The 19,217-nt window shown below is 32.1% G+C and carries 22 protein-coding genes and 1 pseudogene; 20 read left to right on the top strand and 3 right to left on the bottom strand.

Annotation, left to right across the window (positions count from 1 at the left end; genetic code table 11):
- Positions 1-386: 386 nt before the first annotated feature.
- The 3 genes from ACXJH6_RS05190 to ACXJH6_RS05200 all read right to left on the bottom strand — a co-directional run bounded on the left by ACXJH6_RS05190 (position 387) and on the right by ACXJH6_RS05200 (position 3,037).
- A complete protein-coding gene (locus ACXJH6_RS05190; RefSeq protein ID WP_456470695.1) occupies positions 387-821 on the bottom strand; it encodes a hypothetical protein in 435 nt (144 codons plus the stop codon).
- Entirely contained in the window at positions 805-1,011 is a 207-nt protein-coding gene (locus ACXJH6_RS05195) for a hypothetical protein (RefSeq protein ID WP_456470696.1), read from the bottom strand. Before ACXJH6_RS05195 ends, ACXJH6_RS05190 begins: the two co-directional genes overlap by 17 nt.
- Positions 1,012-1,096: 85 nt before the next feature.
- Positions 1,097-3,037: a methyl-accepting chemotaxis protein gene (locus ACXJH6_RS05200; protein WP_456470697.1), complete on the bottom strand. Its 1,941-nt coding sequence runs from the start codon at positions 3,035-3,037 to the stop codon at positions 1,097-1,099.
- 430 nt (positions 3,038-3,467) lie between these two features.
- On the opposite strand from ACXJH6_RS05200, the gene recA reads away from it, so the two are divergent.
- The 20 genes and pseudogenes from recA to ACXJH6_RS05300 all read left to right on the top strand — a co-directional run.
- Positions 3,468-4,523, top strand: coding sequence for a recombinase RecA (gene recA, locus ACXJH6_RS05205; RefSeq protein WP_456470698.1), 1,056 nt, complete (start codon positions 3,468-3,470; stop codon positions 4,521-4,523).
- Position 4,524: 1 nt separating this feature from the next.
- Positions 4,525-5,793: a phosphopyruvate hydratase gene (gene eno, locus ACXJH6_RS05210; protein WP_456470699.1), complete on the top strand. Its 1,269-nt coding sequence runs from the start codon at positions 4,525-4,527 to the stop codon at positions 5,791-5,793.
- A 37-nt stretch (positions 5,794-5,830) separates the two neighbouring features.
- Positions 5,831-6,082: a phosphopyruvate hydratase gene (locus ACXJH6_RS05215; RefSeq protein ID WP_456470700.1), complete on the top strand. Its 252-nt coding sequence runs from the start codon at positions 5,831-5,833 to the stop codon at positions 6,080-6,082.
- Positions 6,079-6,648: an AMIN domain-containing protein gene (locus ACXJH6_RS05220; protein WP_456470701.1), complete on the top strand. Its 570-nt coding sequence runs from the start codon at positions 6,079-6,081 to the stop codon at positions 6,646-6,648. Before ACXJH6_RS05215 ends, ACXJH6_RS05220 begins: the two co-directional genes overlap by 4 nt.
- Positions 6,635-7,132: a shikimate kinase gene (locus ACXJH6_RS05225; protein ID WP_456470702.1), complete on the top strand. Its 498-nt coding sequence runs from the start codon at positions 6,635-6,637 to the stop codon at positions 7,130-7,132. The genes ACXJH6_RS05220 and ACXJH6_RS05225 overlap by 14 nt, the downstream gene beginning before the upstream one ends.
- Positions 7,123-7,326, top strand: a complete 204-nt coding sequence (locus ACXJH6_RS05230; protein ID WP_456470703.1) for a shikimate kinase — start codon at positions 7,123-7,125, stop codon at positions 7,324-7,326. The genes ACXJH6_RS05225 and ACXJH6_RS05230 overlap by 10 nt, the downstream gene beginning before the upstream one ends.
- 6 nt (positions 7,327-7,332) lie before the next feature.
- On the top strand, positions 7,333-7,920 hold the full coding sequence (locus ACXJH6_RS05235; RefSeq protein ID WP_456470704.1) for a uracil-DNA glycosylase: 588 nt from the start codon (positions 7,333-7,335) through the stop codon (positions 7,918-7,920).
- Positions 7,913-8,968, top strand: coding sequence for a flagellar biosynthesis protein FlhB (flhB, locus tag ACXJH6_RS05240; RefSeq protein WP_456470705.1), 1,056 nt, complete (start codon positions 7,913-7,915; stop codon positions 8,966-8,968). The genes ACXJH6_RS05235 and flhB overlap by 8 nt, the downstream gene beginning before the upstream one ends.
- A 37-nt stretch (positions 8,969-9,005) precedes the next feature.
- A complete protein-coding gene (locus ACXJH6_RS05245; RefSeq protein ID WP_456470706.1) occupies positions 9,006-9,968 on the top strand; it encodes a DHH family phosphoesterase in 963 nt (320 codons plus the stop codon).
- Entirely contained in the window at positions 9,965-11,305 is a 1,341-nt protein-coding gene (locus ACXJH6_RS05250) for a M23 family metallopeptidase (protein WP_456470707.1), read from the top strand. The genes ACXJH6_RS05245 and ACXJH6_RS05250 overlap by 4 nt, the downstream gene beginning before the upstream one ends.
- Positions 11,302-11,820 carry a septum formation inhibitor gene (locus tag ACXJH6_RS05255; protein ID WP_456470708.1) on the top strand — a complete coding sequence of 173 codons (519 nt, stop codon included), beginning with the start codon at positions 11,302-11,304 and terminating at the stop codon, positions 11,818-11,820. Before ACXJH6_RS05250 ends, ACXJH6_RS05255 begins: the two co-directional genes overlap by 4 nt.
- Positions 11,817-12,695 carry a UDP-3-O-acyl-N-acetylglucosamine deacetylase gene (gene lpxC, locus ACXJH6_RS05260; protein WP_456470709.1) on the top strand — a complete coding sequence of 293 codons (879 nt, stop codon included), beginning with the start codon at positions 11,817-11,819 and terminating at the stop codon, positions 12,693-12,695. The genes ACXJH6_RS05255 and lpxC overlap by 4 nt, the downstream gene beginning before the upstream one ends.
- A complete protein-coding gene (locus ACXJH6_RS05265; protein ID WP_456470710.1) occupies positions 12,676-13,131 on the top strand; it encodes a hypothetical protein in 456 nt (151 codons plus the stop codon). Before lpxC ends, ACXJH6_RS05265 begins: the two co-directional genes overlap by 20 nt.
- Before the next feature lie 10 nt (positions 13,132-13,141).
- Positions 13,142-14,023, top strand: coding sequence for a homoserine kinase (thrB, locus tag ACXJH6_RS05270; protein ID WP_456470711.1), 882 nt, complete (start codon positions 13,142-13,144; stop codon positions 14,021-14,023).
- Between the two features lie 276 nt (positions 14,024-14,299).
- Positions 14,300-16,759 carry a translation initiation factor IF-2 gene (gene infB, locus ACXJH6_RS05275; protein ID WP_456470712.1) on the top strand — a complete coding sequence of 820 codons (2,460 nt, stop codon included), beginning with the start codon at positions 14,300-14,302 and terminating at the stop codon, positions 16,757-16,759.
- Positions 16,752-17,537, top strand: a complete 786-nt coding sequence (locus ACXJH6_RS05280) for an RpnC/YadD family protein (RefSeq protein WP_456470713.1) — start codon at positions 16,752-16,754, stop codon at positions 17,535-17,537. Before infB ends, ACXJH6_RS05280 begins: the two co-directional genes overlap by 8 nt.
- The gene (gene rbfA / locus ACXJH6_RS05285; protein WP_456470714.1) at positions 17,534-17,875 is read left to right on the top strand and encodes a 30S ribosome-binding factor RbfA; all 342 of its coding nucleotides are present in this window, start codon (positions 17,534-17,536) and stop codon (positions 17,873-17,875) included. Before ACXJH6_RS05280 ends, rbfA begins: the two co-directional genes overlap by 4 nt.
- Positions 17,875-18,678 (top strand): HAD-IIB family hydrolase, encoded by an 804-nt coding sequence (locus ACXJH6_RS05290; RefSeq protein WP_456470715.1) that lies wholly within the window; start codon positions 17,875-17,877, stop codon positions 18,676-18,678. The genes rbfA and ACXJH6_RS05290 overlap by 1 nt, the downstream gene beginning before the upstream one ends.
- The gene (gene rimP, locus ACXJH6_RS05295) at positions 18,675-19,121 is read left to right on the top strand and encodes a ribosome maturation factor RimP (protein ID WP_456470716.1); all 447 of its coding nucleotides are present in this window, start codon (positions 18,675-18,677) and stop codon (positions 19,119-19,121) included. The genes ACXJH6_RS05290 and rimP overlap by 4 nt, the downstream gene beginning before the upstream one ends.
- A pseudogene (locus ACXJH6_RS05300) lies at positions 19,114-19,217 on the top strand (bifunctional diaminohydroxyphosphoribosylaminopyrimidine deaminase/5-amino-6-(5-phosphoribosylamino)uracil reductase RibD); the annotation flags it as partial. The gene rimP and the pseudogene ACXJH6_RS05300, both read left to right, overlap by 8 nt.

The raw sequence follows: 19,217 nt of genomic DNA on the forward strand, positions 1-19,217 counted from the left end.
TTATACCAATCCCCAAAATAAATCAAACATTTATTTTAGGGGAAAAAGAAAAGGGTACTGACTAAATAAAGTGAAACAATTGCAAATTTTAACGGAGAAAAAGCGTTAAAAAAAGTGCACTTAACCTGAAGGGTGCTTGCGTTTGCACTTTTTAGCTTTTTCGAAGTGTTAAAAAATTTGCACTCTTGTTGAGCGTATTTAGTCAGTGTCAAGAAAAGATGAATGTAAGAGTTGTTTTGTGTTTTGGTATTAGAAGTAAGGGATTGTTATATAATAGAGGAATTAAGAAGAGAAATTAGGGATTCAAAAGATGGGCGATATTCATTGAGAATACAGTGTATAATATTAAAAAAAGAGGAAAAAACCAAAAAACAAATTTGGATATTTTAATGATAAATTAAAGAAGCACTCTTAAAAATCATATAGAGACCGTTTCTGCCAATTCCGAAATTCTTATCCCCTTGACACTCCAACATTAGCATCTTATAAACTTTTTTCAAAAAATCACTACTATGATTTTTGCCGACATCTTCTTTTAAAAAAACATTAAGAGATAAAATAGCTAAAACTAAGAAATATTTTGCTTTTTTAATATCATTTTTTTGATATTTAAGACATAAACTCACACTTCCCCAACTTATAACTTTATAAGGTTCAATAGCAGTTACGGTTAAAGAGTGTTTTTTTGCATGTTCTTTATAATGATTTACAATATCTACAAACTCAAGCAAATCTTCTTTTGTAAGGTTGGCATTTATCTTTTCACCAATATAAGAGTATAATTTTATAATGCCATATAGCTCTTCAGCGTAATTCTTCATTTTCCAACTCTTTTATAAATTTAATCTCTTCCTCGCTTAATATATCGTCAACTTTTCCGGTAGCACACTTTAACAAAAATTCTTTTAAATTTTTGCTAACATGATTCTCTCCCTTTCCCTCACTAATTTTATTTATTCCATTCTCTCTTAGTCTCTCTTCAATCTCTTCTAAGGTAATCTCTACACCCATTTTTTTCTCCTTTTCTCACTTTCTATTCTTACAACCCCATTCTCAAAATTTTTCAAAAATTGTCTTGACTTTTGGGGTGGAATATTTATATTTTAAATTCGTTTAACTTTTTATTTAATTCATCAGCAATTTTGTTTAAATGTTCTGCTGTTGTAGTTAATTCTTCAACACTTTTAGTGTTTTCTATCGAAAGATTATTAACGCTTTTAATTTTGTTAACTATTTTATCGATAGTATTTTTTATTTTATTGAAATTTTCAACCATATTTTTTGTCATAGTTACTGCATAATCAACTTTTTTCACTGTGTTTTCAACTTTTGTTTCAACATTATGAGCAGTATTTATTAGCTCTTCTGTTTGAGATGCATTAGAATTTATTTTTGATGAAGCGTTTATTATTGCCTGAACGACAACACTAATAGTTGCATTTATATCACTTAAACTTTTTTGAGTTTTCTCGGCTAATTTTTTAATTTCATCGGCAACTACCGCAAATCCCCTACCATGTTCTCCCGCTCTTGCAGCTTCAATTGCCGCATTTAGTGCCAATAGATTTGTTTGGTCGGCAATGTCGGATATAACATTTAAAACATCATTTACATTTTTAACATCTTCTGAAACTTTTCTTATATCTTCTGCTGTTTCTATTTCTGTATTAGCATTTTCTTGGACTTCCGAAATTAACTTGAAAATATCATCTTTAGCCATTAAAAGATTCTTATTTGCATTTTCGATTTCGTTTTGAGAATTGTTTGCTTCTGCTACATAATCGTCTATTTCATTGCCGATATTATTTGCTTCTAACGTAACTTCTTCTACATAGTTTGAACTCTCTTCTAACTTTTTACCAATTTTTAAAGAAGAATCGGATAATTCTTCGGCAATAGTATAATTTTCTTTACCTGCATTTTTAGCCGCTAAAATAATTTCTTTTATTTTGGAAATAAAAGTAGTTGTAAGGTATGTAAGTTTACTTATTTCATCTCTGTTATGATTATCAATTTTAATATTAAGGGTATTGGTTATTTCTGTTTCTAAGTAATTTATAAGATTTAATATAGGATTTATGATTTTTTTTGTAATAAACATTATGATAGCTATTATTATAAAGATAATAATTACCGCTATAATAATGAATGTTTCTGTTAAAACTTTATTGTTTTTTTCAACTTTTTTTCCTAATTCATCTAATTTTCTTTTTACGGTAGCTTTAACATTCTCAGCAATTTTTTCAGCTTGAATACCCATTGCATCTAAATTATGGATTACATTATTTCTTTTTATAATTATTTTATAAACTTCATCTACTCCTTTTTTGTATTTATCAATTAAATTTATAGCTTTATATAAAAGTTCTTTTCTTCTTGGATTTGTTATAAGTTTATTTGTTTTGATTAATTCCTCTTTTAGATTATCAAACTCTTTATTTACTCTATCAAATGCTTCTTTGTTATTGGTTAATAAGAATTTTGTGGTATAAAGTCTTGCTAAAAGAAGTGTTCTAAGATTAAGCGAGATATTGTATACGACATTATAATTTCCATCCTCTTTTGCGCTTTTTAAAATTTCTGTTAAATACTGCTCAATTTTTTTACCGTTGACATTTAAATTGTTATGGACAATATCGTCTATTTCATTTATATATTTTACAACTTTCAAAAACTCTTCTTTATATTTTTTGATCAATTTTTTATTTCGTATTGGTTTTTCTCGTAATTTAGGGTCCTTAATGGTTTTAATGTTAGAATTTACTATATTTATAGCAATATTGTAATGTTTCATAAATTCATCAATATATTTTTTATTATGAGTGTCAATATATTTTTTTTCGTTCATTTTTAATTTCAATAAATTTGCTTGAAATCTACTAGCAATAATCGACGCTTTTGATATTTTTCTATATTTAATAAATCCGCTATTTGCATCGTTAAATCCTTTTACTCCAAATAGTACTAACCCCACTATTAATACTGCAATTGTTGATAAACTAATAATAACTTTTTCTTTTATTCCAAGATTGCCCATAAATGCTCCTTAAATAAATTTCTTGTATTATAGCAAAAACCCCAATAATTCCATACCAAACTAGAGAAAAAGCAAAAATGTCCTATAATTAGGTATTTAAAAAGAAAAAGTCACACCAAAAACTTTCACTTAAGAGGTATGACTTTTAAAAATCAGGAGTTAAAATTATGATACAAATTATTTTAAATTTCAAATTACAATCCACAAATGAGAATCTAACACCAAGGGCTGGTATTGCAATATTAGGAGAATATTTAAAAGGGATGAATTTAGAAAAGTTTTGCAATTATAAAATGATTTTTTCAGCTTTTTTATTTTTTTAACGAAATTTTTCAAATTTAGTGAAAGGATTTATTTTATGAAATTATTTGAGTTTAATTAAATTATATCAAATTTGATATAATTACATAAATAAACATAAAGGATTTTTATGGATGAGAAAAAACAAAAAGCGCTTGAGCTTGCCTTAAAACAGGTCGAAAAACAGTTTGGAAAAGGTTCTTTGGTTAAACTTAGCGAAAAAGAGATAGAACCGATAGAATCTATTCCAACCGGAAGTTTCGGTCTTGATTTGGCTCTTGGGATAGGAGGGATTCCAAAAGGGAGAATTACGGAAATTTACGGTCCGGAATCATCAGGTAAAACGACTCTTGCCCTTTCTATAATAGCAGAGGCCCAAAAACAAGGAGGCGTAGCGGCTTTTATTGACGCAGAACATGCTTTTGACCCTATTTACGCCAAAAATATAGGTGTTGATATAGATAATCTTTTGGTTTCTCAGCCAGATTACGGCGAACAGGCTCTTGAAATAGTGGAAACGCTTGCAAGAAGCGGTGCTGTTGACATTATCGTAGTCGATTCTGTAGCGGCTTTAACCCCAAAAGCCGAAATAGAAGGAAATATGGGTGACGCTCAGGTAGGTGTTCAGGCAAGGCTTATGAGTCAGGCTTTAAGAAAACTGACTGCAGCCATTCATAAAATGAACACTACCGTAGTATTTATTAACCAGATAAGAATGAAAATAGGCATGGTGGGATACGGAAATCCCGAAACGACAACGGGAGGTAACGCGCTTAAATTTTACAGCTCGGTAAGGCTTGACGTTAGAAGAATAGCAACTTTAAAACAGTCCGATAAAGAAGTCGGAAACAGGGTTAAGGTAAAAGTGGTAAAAAATAAAGTCGCCCCTCCTTTTAGAATAGCCGAATTTGATATTATGTTTGGAAAAGGTATTTCAAGAGAAGGTGAAATACTGGATTATGGGGTTAAACTCGATATTATAGATAAAAGCGGAAGCTGGTTTAGTTATGGGGCTACAAAGCTAGGACAGGGTAAAGAAAACGCAAAAGAGTATTTAAAACAACATCCTGAACTTGCAAAAGAGATAGAACAGAAAATCAAAGAAGCGTTAGGAGTGGAACTTTCTCATATGATTGACGCTATAGAAAACAATAAAGAAGACGAATTAAACTTAAAAGGAGAATAGTATGGTTGTAATTGATAACGTATTTGCCGATGAGGTTTTGGATAGCAGGGGTAACCCTACGGTTAGGGCTACGGTTGTTTTAAGTGACGGAAACAGTGCCAGCGCTATTGTTCCAAGCGGTGCTAGTACCGGTGTGAATGAAGCTTTGGAACTTAGGGACAAAGATGAGAGATATGGCGGAAAAGGCGTACTTAAGGCATGTGAAAACGTAAATACTATAATAGCCAATGAGCTTATAGGGCTTTCTCCTTATGATCAGGCTGAAATAGATAATATTATGATAGAACTTGACGGAACGGAAAATAAAAGTAAACTTGGTGCAAACGCAATTCTTGGAGTATCTATGGCGGTTGCCAGAGCGGCGGCTAGAAGTTTAAACCTTCCTCTTTACAGATATCTTGGCGGAAGCAATGCTCTTGTAATACCTACTCCTATGTTAAATATTATAAACGGAGGAGCTCATGCCGATAACGATGTTGATTTACAGGAATATATGATTATGCCTGTAGGTTTTAGCGATTTTGATTTGGCTTTAAGAGCATCTTCGGAAATTTATCATACATTAAAAAAACTTCTTGAAGCAGACGGACATCCTACGGCTCTTGGGGATGAGGGTGGATTTGCCCCTAATTTTAAAAACAACGAAGAGCCTATAGAATATATTATGAAAGCTATTGAAAAAGCCGGATATAAACCAAAAGAACAGATTGTAATAGCTCTTGATGCGGCAAGCAGCGAATTTTATAAAGACGGCAAATATGTTTTAGCCGGAGAAAACAGGACTCTTAGTAAAGAGGAAATGGTTGAATATTATGCTTCTTTATGCGAAAAATATCCTATAGTTTCCATAGAAGACGGAATGGCTGAAGAAGACTGGGAAGGTTGGAAACTTCTTACGGAAAAACTTGGAGATAAGGTTCAGCTTGTAGGAGATGATTTGTTTGTTACTAATAAAAAACTTCTTCAAAAGGGAATAGACTTAGGGGTTGCAAACGCGATTTTAATAAAACCTAATCAGATAGGAAGTGTCAGTGAAACAATGCAGACAGTTAGACTTGCTCAAAGAAACGGATATAACTGTATAATGTCTCATAGAAGCGGAGAGAGTGAAGATGCTTTTATAGCCGATTTTGCCGTTGCTTTAAATACCGGACAAATCAAAACGGGTGCTCCTGCAAGAGGTGAGAGAACAGCTAAATACAACAGACTTCTTCAAATCAACAGAAGTACTTACGGTACCGAATATATCGGTAAAGAACTTTTTAAGTAATCGGTGAAAAGAGATTCTCTTTTCATCTGGATTTTTTATGAGAAAAATAGATTTTGACGATATATTTCCCGCAAGGCGGTTTGATAAAAAGATTATTTTAATAATACTTGCAGCCGTAATGGTCGGAGTTTATATGGTTAATCTTATGATAGGAAAACGTTCTTTTTCAAGACTGATAGATTTGGAAAGTGATTATGCCAAGCTTCAAGAAAGAGTAATTTTTCTTAAAAAAGAGAATGAAAAACTTCAAAAAGAGTATTTTGAGCTAAAAGAATTGGAGGGAGAGTGAGGTTTTTAATATTTTTATATATGGTTAGCTTTTCTATTGCTAGGATTAATCCTTTTGAACCTGTCGTGTCTCCCGAGAGTGTCGTTAAAAAAACGCCTAAATATTTTGAGGAGGCTAAGGTTTATCTTCCAAATGACGCAAGAATTTTAAAAAGAATAATTTTTGAATATCAGACGGTAAGCAGCGATATAAAACAAAAAGAAGTAATCATAAATAAAGATATAGATTTTCACTCTCCAATAATTATCACCCATAAACCTAAGGGTTTTGGGATTATTAAAAGTGATTTCGGTATTTTTAAACTTTATATAAAAAATAAAAAAATATTTATTTCCACAAAAGATAAAATATTGAGGCATTTTTTTTTGGTAAAACCGTTTAGAATAGTGATAGATTTTAAAAGATACAGTAATTTTTATACTATTGTTAAAAAATTCAATACTTTTTTAAAAAAAGTTGTGGTTGGAAGTCATGGGAATTTTTACAGGGTGGTTTTATATTTTGATGCTACATATAAATATAAAATAAACAAAACTCCAGAAGGTATTGAAATTGAACTCTACTAATATTATCCTTACAGGATTTATGGGAAGCGGTAAAAGCAGCGTGGGCAGGGTATTGGCAAAAGAACTTAACACTTATTTTATAGATACGGACGCTCTTATAGAAAATTTTGAAAATATGAGTATCAAGGAAATTTTTGAAACTCAGGGTGAAGAGGTTTTTAGAGAAAAAGAGAGATACTGTTTTAAATGGATTAAAAATAATGTTAAAAATACCGTTATTTCTGTGGGAGGCGGTTTTCCTGTGTTTATTCCTGAGATAAAAGAAGCCGGAATTGTTATTTATCTTAGAGTTGGATTTGAAGAAATTTTAAAAAGAATGACTGATGAAGAAATTAAAAAAAGACCTCTTTTTCAAGATATAAAAAAAGCCAAAGAGCTTTATTTAAAAAGAGATAAAATATATACTAATTTGGCCGATATAATAATAGAAAACAAAAAAATAGACCAGACGGTTAATAGAATAAAGGAGGCCTTATGGAAATAAACAGTGTAAACAACTCTTTTAACCCTACGCAGTTGCAAGATGCCGTAGCGGTTGAAGTTATGAAAAAATCCAGGGATGTGGTAAAAGATGTTGTGGGAAAAATTTTAGAGGATAATTTTGAAAATACAATGAAAATTCAGCAAGAGGCGGCTGCCGTTACGGGTGCTGGCGGAAATCTTAACATTCAGGGATAAAAAACTTTGGAAGAGTGGAAAAAACATCTTTTGGATTTTTATAAAAGAAGAAGAGAGTTTATAGAAAAAGTATTAAATGAAAATATTGATTTTACGGATGTTTTTGATCCTTTTTTGAAAGAAAAAAATGATAATCCCATTATGATTATAGGAGAAGCCCCGGGGGAAAACGAAGTAAATCTTCGTCAGCCTTTTGTCGGGAAAGCCGGGGAAAATCTTAATTATCTTATTACTCTTAGCGGACTTGACAGAAAAAAGGACTTTTTAATTACAAATGCTTTTCCTTTTAGAACGGTAGATAATAATAAAAACAGAACTCCTAAAGCAAAAGAGCTTAAAATAGGAGCTGAGTTGTTAAAAAAGGAGATTGAAACAGTAAAACCGAGATTAATTTTACTTCTTGGCAATTCGGCTATAAAGGCTTTTTCTTATTTTTTTCCTGAGGTTAAAAACTTTAAAAAATGCGGTTTTTATAAAATTGGGGATTTAAATATAGGAGTTTGTTATCATCCTTCTCCCCTTGCTTTTAACCGTAAAGAAATAAGAAAATCGCTTGAGAGTTTTTTTAAAAAATTAGGAGAGCTTTATGGCTGATGATATGGAAAAAACCGAAGAACCCACCTCCCGTAAATTAGAAAATGCTCGGAAAGAGGGAAATGTAGCCAAATCACAGGAAGTTAGCGGTTTTGTCATTTTGCTTGTCGGAAGCATAGTTTTAATTTTTTATCTTAAATATATAACATTTTATCTGGAAGAATTTTTTAGATATTATACCTCTTTTATAGGCGTGGAACTTACCAAAAACATAGTTTTTGGAATAATCATAAAATCCATTTATTATATTTTTATACTTTTAGCCCCTATAGTTTTGGCTCTTATTATAGCCGGAATTATAGGAAACGTGGCTCAGTTCGGTTTTTTGTTTACCGTAAAACCTATTATCCCCAAATTCAGTAAAATAAATCCGATAAAAGGTCTTAAAAACCTTTTCAGTTTAAAAAAAATTGTTGAAGGGATAAAGACCACTCTTAAAACGTTTATAGCTTTTTTAGTTGGATTTTGGCTTTTTTTTGGTTTTTTGCAGGAGTTTCCAAAACTTGAGCTGATGAGTTTTTTAGAACAGTTAAAATGGTTTGAGGATAAAGCGGTTATATTAATTTTTTCTTTACTCGGAGTTTTTTTTGTTTTTGCTATTATAGATTTTACGTATCAGAAATATTCTTATAAAAAATCATTAAGGATGAGTAAGCAGGAAATAAAAGACGAATATAAACAAACAGAAGGTAATCCGGAAATAAAAGCAAAAATTCGTCAGCTTCAGCGTGAAATGGCTAAAAAGAGAATGATGGCGGAAGTTCCTAAAGCCGATGTTGTTATTACAAACCCGACTCATTATGCAGTTGCCATAAGATACGATAAAACCCAGGATGAAGCCCCAAGGGTAATAGCTAAAGGGATTGATAATCTGGCTTTAAAAATAAAAGAAATAGCCAGAGAACATGGTATTATGATAGTTGAAAACCCTCCCCTTGCCAGGGAACTTTATAAAAGCGTGGAAGTTGACCAAATAATTCCTCCGGAACTGTATAAAGCGGTAGCGGAAGTTCTGGCGTATGTTTATAAAGCCAGACAAAGTTCTTAATATTTGATAAAATTTCTAAAAAATAAGAGGAGATAAAATGACGGAATTGTTTAAAAAAGCATGGGAGAGAATAAAAGAGGCGGATAGCATAGTTTTAATATCTCATATTAACCCTGACGGAGATGCTCTTGGAAGTTCTCTTAGTATGTATTCCGTTTTGAAAAATATGTCTAAAAAAGTGACTGTTTGTAACCTTACAAAACCTTTACCCGATTATCTGGATTTTTTGCCTAATTTTAATAAAGTTACGAATAAACTTCCTAAAAGTTACGATTTAATGATTAGTTTTGATTGTGGAAGTTTTGACAGGCTTGGAATTGAAGAAAAACCTCCTTTTTTGATTAATATAGACCATCATATTTCAAATACCGAATATGGTGATATAAATATTATAGACCCAAAAGCCGCTTCTACTTCACAGGTAGTTTACAATATGTTGAAAACCAACGGGGTTGATATAAACGAAGAAAGCGCTGTTTGTATTTATACCGCTCTTGTTACGGATACAGGCAGTTTTCAGTATGAAAGCGTAAACGATAAAGTGTTTGAATGCGCGGCTGAGTTGGTAAGATGCGGAGTTAAACCCGATTATGTTGCTAAAATGCTTTTCCAAAGAGACAGACTCTCTCGTCTAAGGCTTCTTGCCAAAGCTTATGATACTATTGAGCTTTGCTGTGATGGAAAAGTTGCTTTTGTAGAGGTTACGAAAGAAATGATGGAGATAACCGGAGCGATAAAAGAAGATACCGATACTATAGTAAATAGCGTAAGGGCTATAGCGAGTGTGGAGGTGGCGGTTATGTTAAGGGAAGATGATGAAGGGATTAAAATAAGTCTTAGAAGTAAAAATTACGCAGATGTCAGTAAAATTGCCGTTAAATACGGAGGCGGCGGACATATAAGAGCAGCGGGAGCCACCTTAAAAGGTGAATTTGATTTTTCAAAAGTTAAAAATATGCTAAAAGAAGATTTAAAAGAGATATTAAAAGGTGAGGAATGAAAAAAACTTTTATGTTGTTAATAGTTGTTATTGCGGGTATTGCCGGTTTTGTGTTTTTTTCTCCTATATTTGAAAAAGAACCGCCCATTATTAATGTTTATTCTAACGGATTTATCACCAATTTAAGAAATCCGTTAAAGGTGGAAATAAAAGACAATAGCGGTGTAAAAGAGTATTCAGTAATAGCTATAGCGGGTAAAAAAGTGTTTGATATAAAAAAATCGAAAAATAATGCTCTTGGAAAAGAGGTTAATTTAGAAGTTAAACTGCCGAATGTTACGGAAAAAGAGATAAAACTTATAATAAGGGCCGTTGATAATTCTAAATGGCATTTTTTTGCCGGTAACGAGGCTGAAAAAGAAATTGTTTTAAAAATTGACACCGTAGCTCCGGATGCCCAGATTATAAAAAATTCATATGCAGTTGGAAGAGGGGGAAGCGGGGCGGTTGTTGTTAAAGTTTCTGACGATAATTTAAAAGACAAATATATTATTGTAAATAATAAGTATAAATTTAAACTTACTCCTTTTGTTAAAGATAATTATTATGCGGCGTTAATTGCCTGGCCTGTGGCGGAAAATAAATTTAGTGCCGATTTAATAGCCACTGATAAAGCCGGAAACAGGGTAAGAGTTCATATTCCTTTTTATTGGAAAACTAAAGGAATTTACAATCCTAAAAACGTAAAAATCAATATTACGGATAAGTTTATAAACAATATAGCTAAAAGAGTGCTAGAGCGTATGGGAATGCCTATTCCAAATGACCCTGTTTCAGTGTTTAAAGAAGTAAATGAAAAAGTTAGAAAAATATGCGAAGATAGAATATATAATTACACAAAAGACGTTTACGAAAATAAAATAGATTCGTTTTCCGTTTCTAGATTCAATCCTTTGCCGGGAAGTGCGAAAAGAGCGGATTTCGGAGAAATAAGACATTATTATTATAAAGGAAGCGAAATATCAAAAGCGGTTCATAAAGGAATAGATCTTGCTAAGATAAAAAGAGCTAAAATATATTCAAGTAATTTTGGAAAAGTGATTGCAAGCGAATATATCGGAATTTACGGAAATACGTTAATTATTTATCATAAACTGGGACTTTATACGCTTTACGGACATACAAGCGAATTCAGAGTCAAAAAGGGTGATATTGTTAAGAAAGGGAAAGTAGTGGCAAGAACGGGAGCCACCGGTGCCGTATTCGGAGACCATCTGCATTTTGGAGTATATGTCCAGGGAATTCCTGTTCAGCCTATAGAATGGATGGATTCTAGGTGGATAAAGATTAATATTATTAATGTTATAAACGGTTCTAAGAAGGTAATTAATAAATGAAACAAAAAACACTTAGAGTTTTTGAGGTAGACGATTTTGAAAAGCTTGAAAAAATAGTCTCTTCTAAATTTCCCCTTTTAAAAAATCATTTTTTTCTTTTAAAAGAGCATAACGAAAAAATAGAGAATTTTTTAAAAGAGAAAGGGTTAAATTATTTTGTATTAAATTCAGAAGCTTTTATAAAAGAAAAGGAAAAAATAATTATTAAAGAGATAGAAAAAGAGGTTGTAAAAAAAGTAAAGCCTAAAATTTTTGATAGAATTATAAGAAGCGGAGAAGAAATTGTGGTAGAAGAAGAGGGTATTTTTTTAAACAGGATAAACGCAGGGGCTAAGGTTAAGGCGTATGGGAATTTGAGTATATTGGATGAAAATGAAGGTTTTATAGAATGTCATGGAGATTATGTGTTTGTTTATAAAAATTTAAAAGGAAATATTATTTTTAATGGAGAAAATTTAGGTGTAATTGATAAACCTACATTTTTTGGATTAAGAATTAAAAAGGTTTTAAAATGAAACAAAGAACGATAAAAAATCCTGTGGAGGTAGTGGGAATAGGTCTTCATAAAGGAGTGCCTGTAAAGTTAAGGCTTGAGCCTATGGGGGAAGATAGCGGAATAGTTTTTTACAGAAGTGATAAAGGGGTAAGTATTCCTTTAAGTCCAGAATATGTTGTAGATACCAAAATGGCTACTGTAATAGGAAATCAGGGGGTTGTAGTTTCTACTATAGAGCATTTAATGAGCGCGGTATATTCTTTTGGAGTGGATAATTTGAGAGTTGTGTTGGATAACGATGAAGTTCCCATTATGGACGGCAGTGCTATGAGTTTTGTTATGATGTTAAAAGAGGCGGGTATTCAAGAACAGCAAAGCCCTAAGAGGTTTATAAGAATCACAAAAGAGGTAAAAATAGAAGATGGGGTTAAATATGCTTCTTTAAAACCTTCAAAAGAGATAAATTTCGATTTTGAAATAAATTTTAATCATCCGGTTATAGGAAATCAAAAATATACTTTTAATTTTTCCACAAAAAAATATATAGAAGAAATTGCAAAAGCCAGGACATTTGGTTTTTTGAAAGAGGTACAGTATTTAAGAAGCATAGGTTTAGCTCTTGGAGGCAGTCTTGAAAATGCAATTGTGCTTGATGATAAAGGAATATTAAACGATTCTTTAAGATTTCCAGATGAATTTGTAAGGCATAAGATACTTGACGCTATCGGGGATATGAGCCTTCTTGGAGCTAATTTTATAGGCTCTTATGAAGCGTTTGCAAGCGGTCATCATTTAAATCATCTATTAACAAAAAAACTTGCCGAGGCAAACGCTTATGAAATCGTTTCTTTTGAAGAGGAAAAGGAGATGTGTATTGCTCAGGCCTTCAGTTGATATTATAGTTATTCCTATTTCCAAACCTATGCTGGTTGGAATATATGAAAACAACAGATTAATAAAAACGATAAAAAAAGAAGGATTGACAAGCGATATTTTACCTGAAATTTTTGATGGGCTTTTAAGAGATTACGAAATTAAAAGAATTATTTACGCCAAAGGACCAGGCAGTTTTATGGCTATAAAGCTTGCATATGTTTTTTTTAAAACTCTTGAAATAACTAAAAATATAGAATTTTTATCGGCAGATGGATTTTATTTTAATAAAAACGCTCCTATAAAAGCGGTAGGAAATTCTTTTTTTGTTAAAAAAGACGATATAATTTCAATAGAAAAAAACTTAAAAGAGGGAGAATTTTTTTTGCCTGAAAAAATAGATATTTCAGATTTTAGTAAAGATACGTTACCTCTTTATGTTTTAAAAGCAGTGTAGAAGGATATAAATGGTTATTACGGTTCCGGCGACTAGTGCAAATTTAGGTCCAGGTTTTGATACGCTTGGTCTTGCTTTAAATCTTCGTAACGAAATTGAAATCAAACCTTCTCAATATACTTCGATAGAGATATACGGAGAAAATGCCGATTATCTGAAAAGTCTTAAAAGAAATTATTTTGTGGATATTTTTAACGAAATTTATAAAAGCTTGACAGGTAAAGAAGACAGTTTTAGTTTTAAGTTTAATAATAAAATTCCTCTCTCCCGTGGGCTTGGTAGCTCTTCTGCTGTGATAGTGGCGGCTATTACGGCGGCTTATGAAATAGCTCAGGTGCCTTATAAAAAAGACAAAATAATAAATATGGCTTTAAATTACGAGACTCATCCCGATAATATAACACCGGCTACTCTTGGAGGGTTTTGTGTTGCAAAAGTGAAAAAAAACAGAGTATTTTTTCTTAAAAAATTTATTCCCACAAATTTAAGAGCCGTTGTTGTTATTCCTAATAAACCTGTATCGACCGCTAAAAGCAGAAACACTTTAAAATCCCATTATCCTTTAAAAGACATTGTAACCAATATGTCTTCTACCGCTATGATAACCGCGGCTTTTTTTAGTGAAAAATTTGATATTTTAAAATATGTGGTTGAAGATAAAATACATCAGGAAAACAGAATGAAAAATATGCCCGAACTTTTCAGAGTTAGGGAAATAGCTTTAAGGGAAGGTGCTTTAATGTCCACTTTAAGCGGGAGCGGTTCTACGTTTTTTAATCTCGCCTATAAAGACGACGCATATAATATTTACAGTGCTCTTAAAGATAATTTTAAAGATTTTAATGTGAGAATTCTTTATTTTGACAATATCGGAGTAAAGGTATATAATTAATGTAAAATGGAAAACGGAAAAAAAACGCCTGTAAGAATGTGTGTGGTATGCAGAGGAAGATTTCCTCAAAAGAATTTATACAGAATGCAGTGCAAAAATTTTAGCCTTATTCCTTTTGAGGGAAAAGGTCGTAGTTTTTACATATGTGATAAATGTAAAAACTCAAAAAAAGTTTTTTCTGTTGTAGCTTATTTGTGTAAAATTTCAAAAGAGAAAGCAAAAGAGGAAATAAAAAATTTTCCGTTTTTCAATTTACATTAAACAAAAGGAGTTTACTTGAAATTAAAAATTTCAGAAGTCGCAAGAGAATTGGGGTTGAAGTCTAAAGAAGTAGTGGAAATAGCCAAAGAACTCGGAATAAAAGCAAGTATTAGAGGGGGTATTGAACCTCTTGATGCGGCTAAAATAGAAGAGTTTTTAAAAAACAAGGATTCAAAACCTGCTGAAGAGAAAAAACCGGTTAAGAAAAAAGAAGAAAAAAATGAAGAAAAGCCTAAAAGAAAAAGAAGGGCTGCGTTTGACAAACTTGTAAAAGAGACCCAAAAAGGTTTTAAAATAGTTCAAAGAAAACCGGAAGAAAAAAAAGAAGAACCTAAAAAGGAAGAAAAAAAACAAGAGAAAAAACAAGAAGATAAGCAGCCTTATAAAGAAAAAAAAGAGACTAAAAAAACAGCTAAAAAACCTGCGCCTAAAAAACATGTAGAGGAAAAAGAATTAAAAATAAATGTCGATTTGGCAGAAATGGATGTTATAGAAGAAAATCAGGTTGAGCTTTTGGATTTGTATTTCAACGATATATCTTTAAAAGATGAAGAATCGCTTGAAGAAAAAGCAAAAACCAAAACCCAGATAGAAAATAAAAAAGAAGCAAAAAAACAACAGGTTAAAAGAAGAAAACCGGCTGAAAGCGGAATTACCAAAGAAGGTGCTAAGAAGAAGAAAAAGAAAAAGAAAAAAGAAATCTCTGTGCAGGTTATCAAAATCCCTAAAGAGGTAAGAGTTTACGAGTTTGCCGAAGCTATTAACAAACCTTTGGAAGAAGTAATAGAAACGTTAAGAGAGCTTGGAGAGGAAAGAGATAAAAACGACTTTTTAGGAGAAGAATATATAGAAACGCTTGCCGAGGAATTTGGTGTTGACGTAGAAATTTACGACCCTCTTGCAGAATTTGATTATATTAAAAAATACGATGAAAAATGTCCTGAAGAGGAGTATGACACACCTCGTCCTCCTATTGTAACGATTATGGGACATGTCGACCATGGTAAAACTTCTTTGCTTGATAGGATAAGAAACTCAAGAATAGCCGCAAAAGAAGCCGGAGGAATTACTCAGCATATCGGTGCTTATATGATTGAAAAAGACGGCCAAAAAGTTACATTTATAGATACTCCGGGACATGAAGCGTTTACAGAAATGAGAGCAAGAGGTGCCCAGGTTACGGATATAGCTATTATCGTAGTAGCGGCTGATGATGGTGTTATGCCTCAAACACGAGAGGCTATCGCCCACGCTCAGGCTGCCGGCGTGCCTTTTATTATTGCTGTAAATAAAATAGATAAACCTGACGCAAATCCTGATTTAGTAAAATCCCAGCTTGCCGAAATGGGTATTATGCCTGTAGAGTGGGGAGGAGAATACGAATTTGTTCATGTATCAGCAAAAACCGGAGAGGGGATAGATGATTTGCTTGAGACTATTTTACTTCAAGCGGAAATGATGGAATTAAAAGCAAATCCTAAATGTCCTGCAAAAGCGATAGTAATCGAGAGCAGACTTGAAAAAGGAAAAGGCCCTGTTGCTACGGTTATTGTTAAAAACGGAACCCTTAAAAAACAAGACAGTTTTGTATGCGGTAAAACGTTTGGTAGGGTAAGACTTATTATAGACGACTTGGGTAAACAGAAAAAAGAGGTACTTCCGGGAGAGCCGGCTGAAATTACGGGATTTGACGAAGTTCCTATTGCCGGAGATACGTTAGTTGTGGTAGAAAGCGATAAGATAGCAAAAGAGACGGCTGAAAAATGGAAAGAATATCTTGAAATGAAAGAAAAATCAAAAACAACTAAAGCCACTCTTGAAGATTTACAAAAAATGATTCTTGAAGGTAACCTTAAAAAACTGCCTGTTATTATTAAAGCAGATACCCAGGGAAGCGTTGAAGCTATTAAAGGAAGTCTGGCTAAACTTAAAAACGAAGAAGTAAAAGTCGATATTATTCACAGCGATGTAGGAGCTATTACTGAAAATGATGTAATTTTGGCAAAAGCAAGCGAACCTCATGCTATTATCTTAGGATTTAACGTCCGTCCTACAAGCGGGGCTAAAAATAAAGCTAAACAAGAAGGTATTGAAATTAGAACGTATTCTATTATTTATGATTTGATAGACGATGTTAAAGAACTTCTCTCAGGTCTTATGACACCTAAAGTCAGAGAAGAAGTAACCGCTACTGTAGAAGTTAGAGATGTATTTAACGTACCAAAAGTCGGGACTGTTGCCGGATGTTATGTACAAGACGGTGTAGTTCACAGAGGAGATTTCGTAAGGGTTATCAGAGATGGTGTGGTTATTTATGATTCTAAGCTTGCAAGCCTTAAACGCTTTAAAGATGATGTAAAAGAAGTAGGTAAAGGTTTTGAGTGCGGTATTATGGTTGAAGGTTATAACGACGTAAAAGTCGGAGATATCTTAGAAACTTATCAAAAAATCGAAGAAAAAGCTAAATTTGAATAAAGATATTATCAGTAAAGATGTGATAAAGTCAGTCCTAAAAGAGCTTATTAATACTCTTTTAGGGCTTAAAGTTAAAAATGTAAATTTAATAGATGAAGAATTTGAGAGAATAGAATCAAGAAGAGCGGATATAGTTGCGATTGCTGATAATGATAAAGTAGTTCATATTGAAATTCAGTCTTCTTATGATAAATTAATGCCTCTTAGAATGCTTAGGTATTACACTGATATAAAAACTAGATTTATAAATTATCCTATTTATCAATATGTTGTTTTTTTAGGTAAAGGAAACTTAAAGAACGTATTAAAAGATGTTAATCTTAATTACTCGTTTGAGCTTATAGATATGAAAAAAATAGATTGTGAAATCTTTTTAAATAAAAATAATCCTAATGATTTAGTTTTGGCAATTTTATGTGATTTTAAAGGAAAAAATCCTAAAAATGTGGTAGAATATATAATAAATAAGCTTATTTCTATTACAGATAAGAGAGGGTTTAAAAAATATATGCTGATTTTAGAGGAATTTAGTTCTTTAAGAGACCTTAGGGAAATTGTAAAGGAGCAAGAGATGTTTATTACAAATAAAGTAAAGTTTGAGGATTTACCAAGTTATGAAATAGGAATGGAAAAAGGAATGGAAAAAGGTATGGAAAAAGGTATCTTAGCACTTTATAAAGTAACGGGAGATATTTCTTTAATAAAAAAAGAGTTAGGAATTGAAGAGAATAAAATTTTTGCAGTTCTTGAAAAACATGGGATAAAGGCTAAAAAATGAAAAGTATAAAAGTTCAAAGAAAAGAATCTTTACTTAAAGAAATAATCCCGGAAGTACTCTCTCAGATGGGAGATGGAAGAATAAGGGAGCTTGGAGTTGTGGATGTTGTGTGTAGCAGGGACGGAAGCGATGCTAAGGTATATCTTGAAAAAAGTTATTTAAATGAAAATGAACAAAAACAGGCCCTTAAGAAATTAAAACAGGCAAAAGGGTACATTCAGGCTCAGGCCCTAAAAGCAACAGGATGGTACAAAGTACCGAATTTAAGTTTTACATTTGACGAGTTGCTTGAGCATGAAAATAAGATGGAAGAACTGTTTGAGAAAATAAAAAAATAATGATTTTCGTAACCGATTTGGACAAAACGTTTTTAAGAAGCGATTTAAGCATAAGCGAGTTTAGCAAAAAAACCTGGAATGAATTTAAATATCCCGTAACAATTGCCACTGCAAGAAGTTATAAAGGGAGTAAAAGTCTTTTAAACGGGCTTGAGTTGAAATATCCTTTAATACTTCTTGACGGTGCTATGATAGCTTCAGCCGATGGTGAAATTATTAAAATTACGGCTATTGATAAAATTCTTGGAGATGAAATAGTTCAAAAAGTTTACAAAACATTTGAAGATTATCCTTTAATCGTAGGATTTGACATACCGGGAGATGAAAAATTTTTGTATCCTAAAAAATTAAATCCTTATCAGGCTCATCTGCTTAAAAATTATCAAAATGACAGTAGGGTTTTAAACATAGAAAAATTTAGAGCTTTAAAGCATAATCTTAAAATGGTTTATCTGGGAGATGAGACTTTTTTAAAGGAAATTAAAAAATTTTTACATACACATTTTAATGTTGAAACGAAGCTTACCAAAGATGCTTACGGGCCTTATTATTTTTTGACTGTCCTTCATCCGGAGGCTGATAAAGCACACGGACTTAAACATTTCGAGGAAATTATGGATATAGATAAAACAGACGTAACTGTTTTTGGGGATAATATAAACGATTTAGGTATGTTTGAATGGGCCGGTACTTCCGTAGCCGTTAAAAACGCTTTGGAAGAAGTTAAAAAAAGAGCCGATATTGTTTTACCTCATACTAATGATGAAGATGCGGTAGCAAAATATTTAAAGGAGATACAATGACAAGAAATGAACTGAAAAACGTTATTAAAAATATTGTTGAAGACAATGGATGTGAATTATATGACATAGAAGAAACAACAGAAGGGGATTATAAGTTTTTTAGGATTTATATAACAAAACCTGGAGGTGTAAGTCTTAATGACTGTGCAGCTATAAATAACCTTATCTCTCCGATATTTGACGTGGAAGACCCTGTTGAAGGGAAATACTTTTTGGAAGTCAGTTCTCCGGGAGTTGAGAGAAAACTTACAAAGCCTGAACATTTTGAAAAAAGTATAGGAGAAAATGTAAAAGTTACATTAAATGACGGTACAAAAGTAAAAGGACCGCTTAAAAGTTTTGTGGATAATGAAGCTGAAATAGGAAAAGAGAAAGTGAAATTTGAAGATATTAAAAAAGCAAAAACATATGTAGACTGGAGTACTTACAGTTTTGATGAATAATTACGCTTTAGAAGCAGCAATAAATGAAGCTTGGAAATATCAGTTTTTAACATATCCCAATCCGGCGGTTGGGGCGAGTGTTATTGTAAAAAATCG

This window comes from Caminibacter sp. (genome assembly GCF_053999135.1).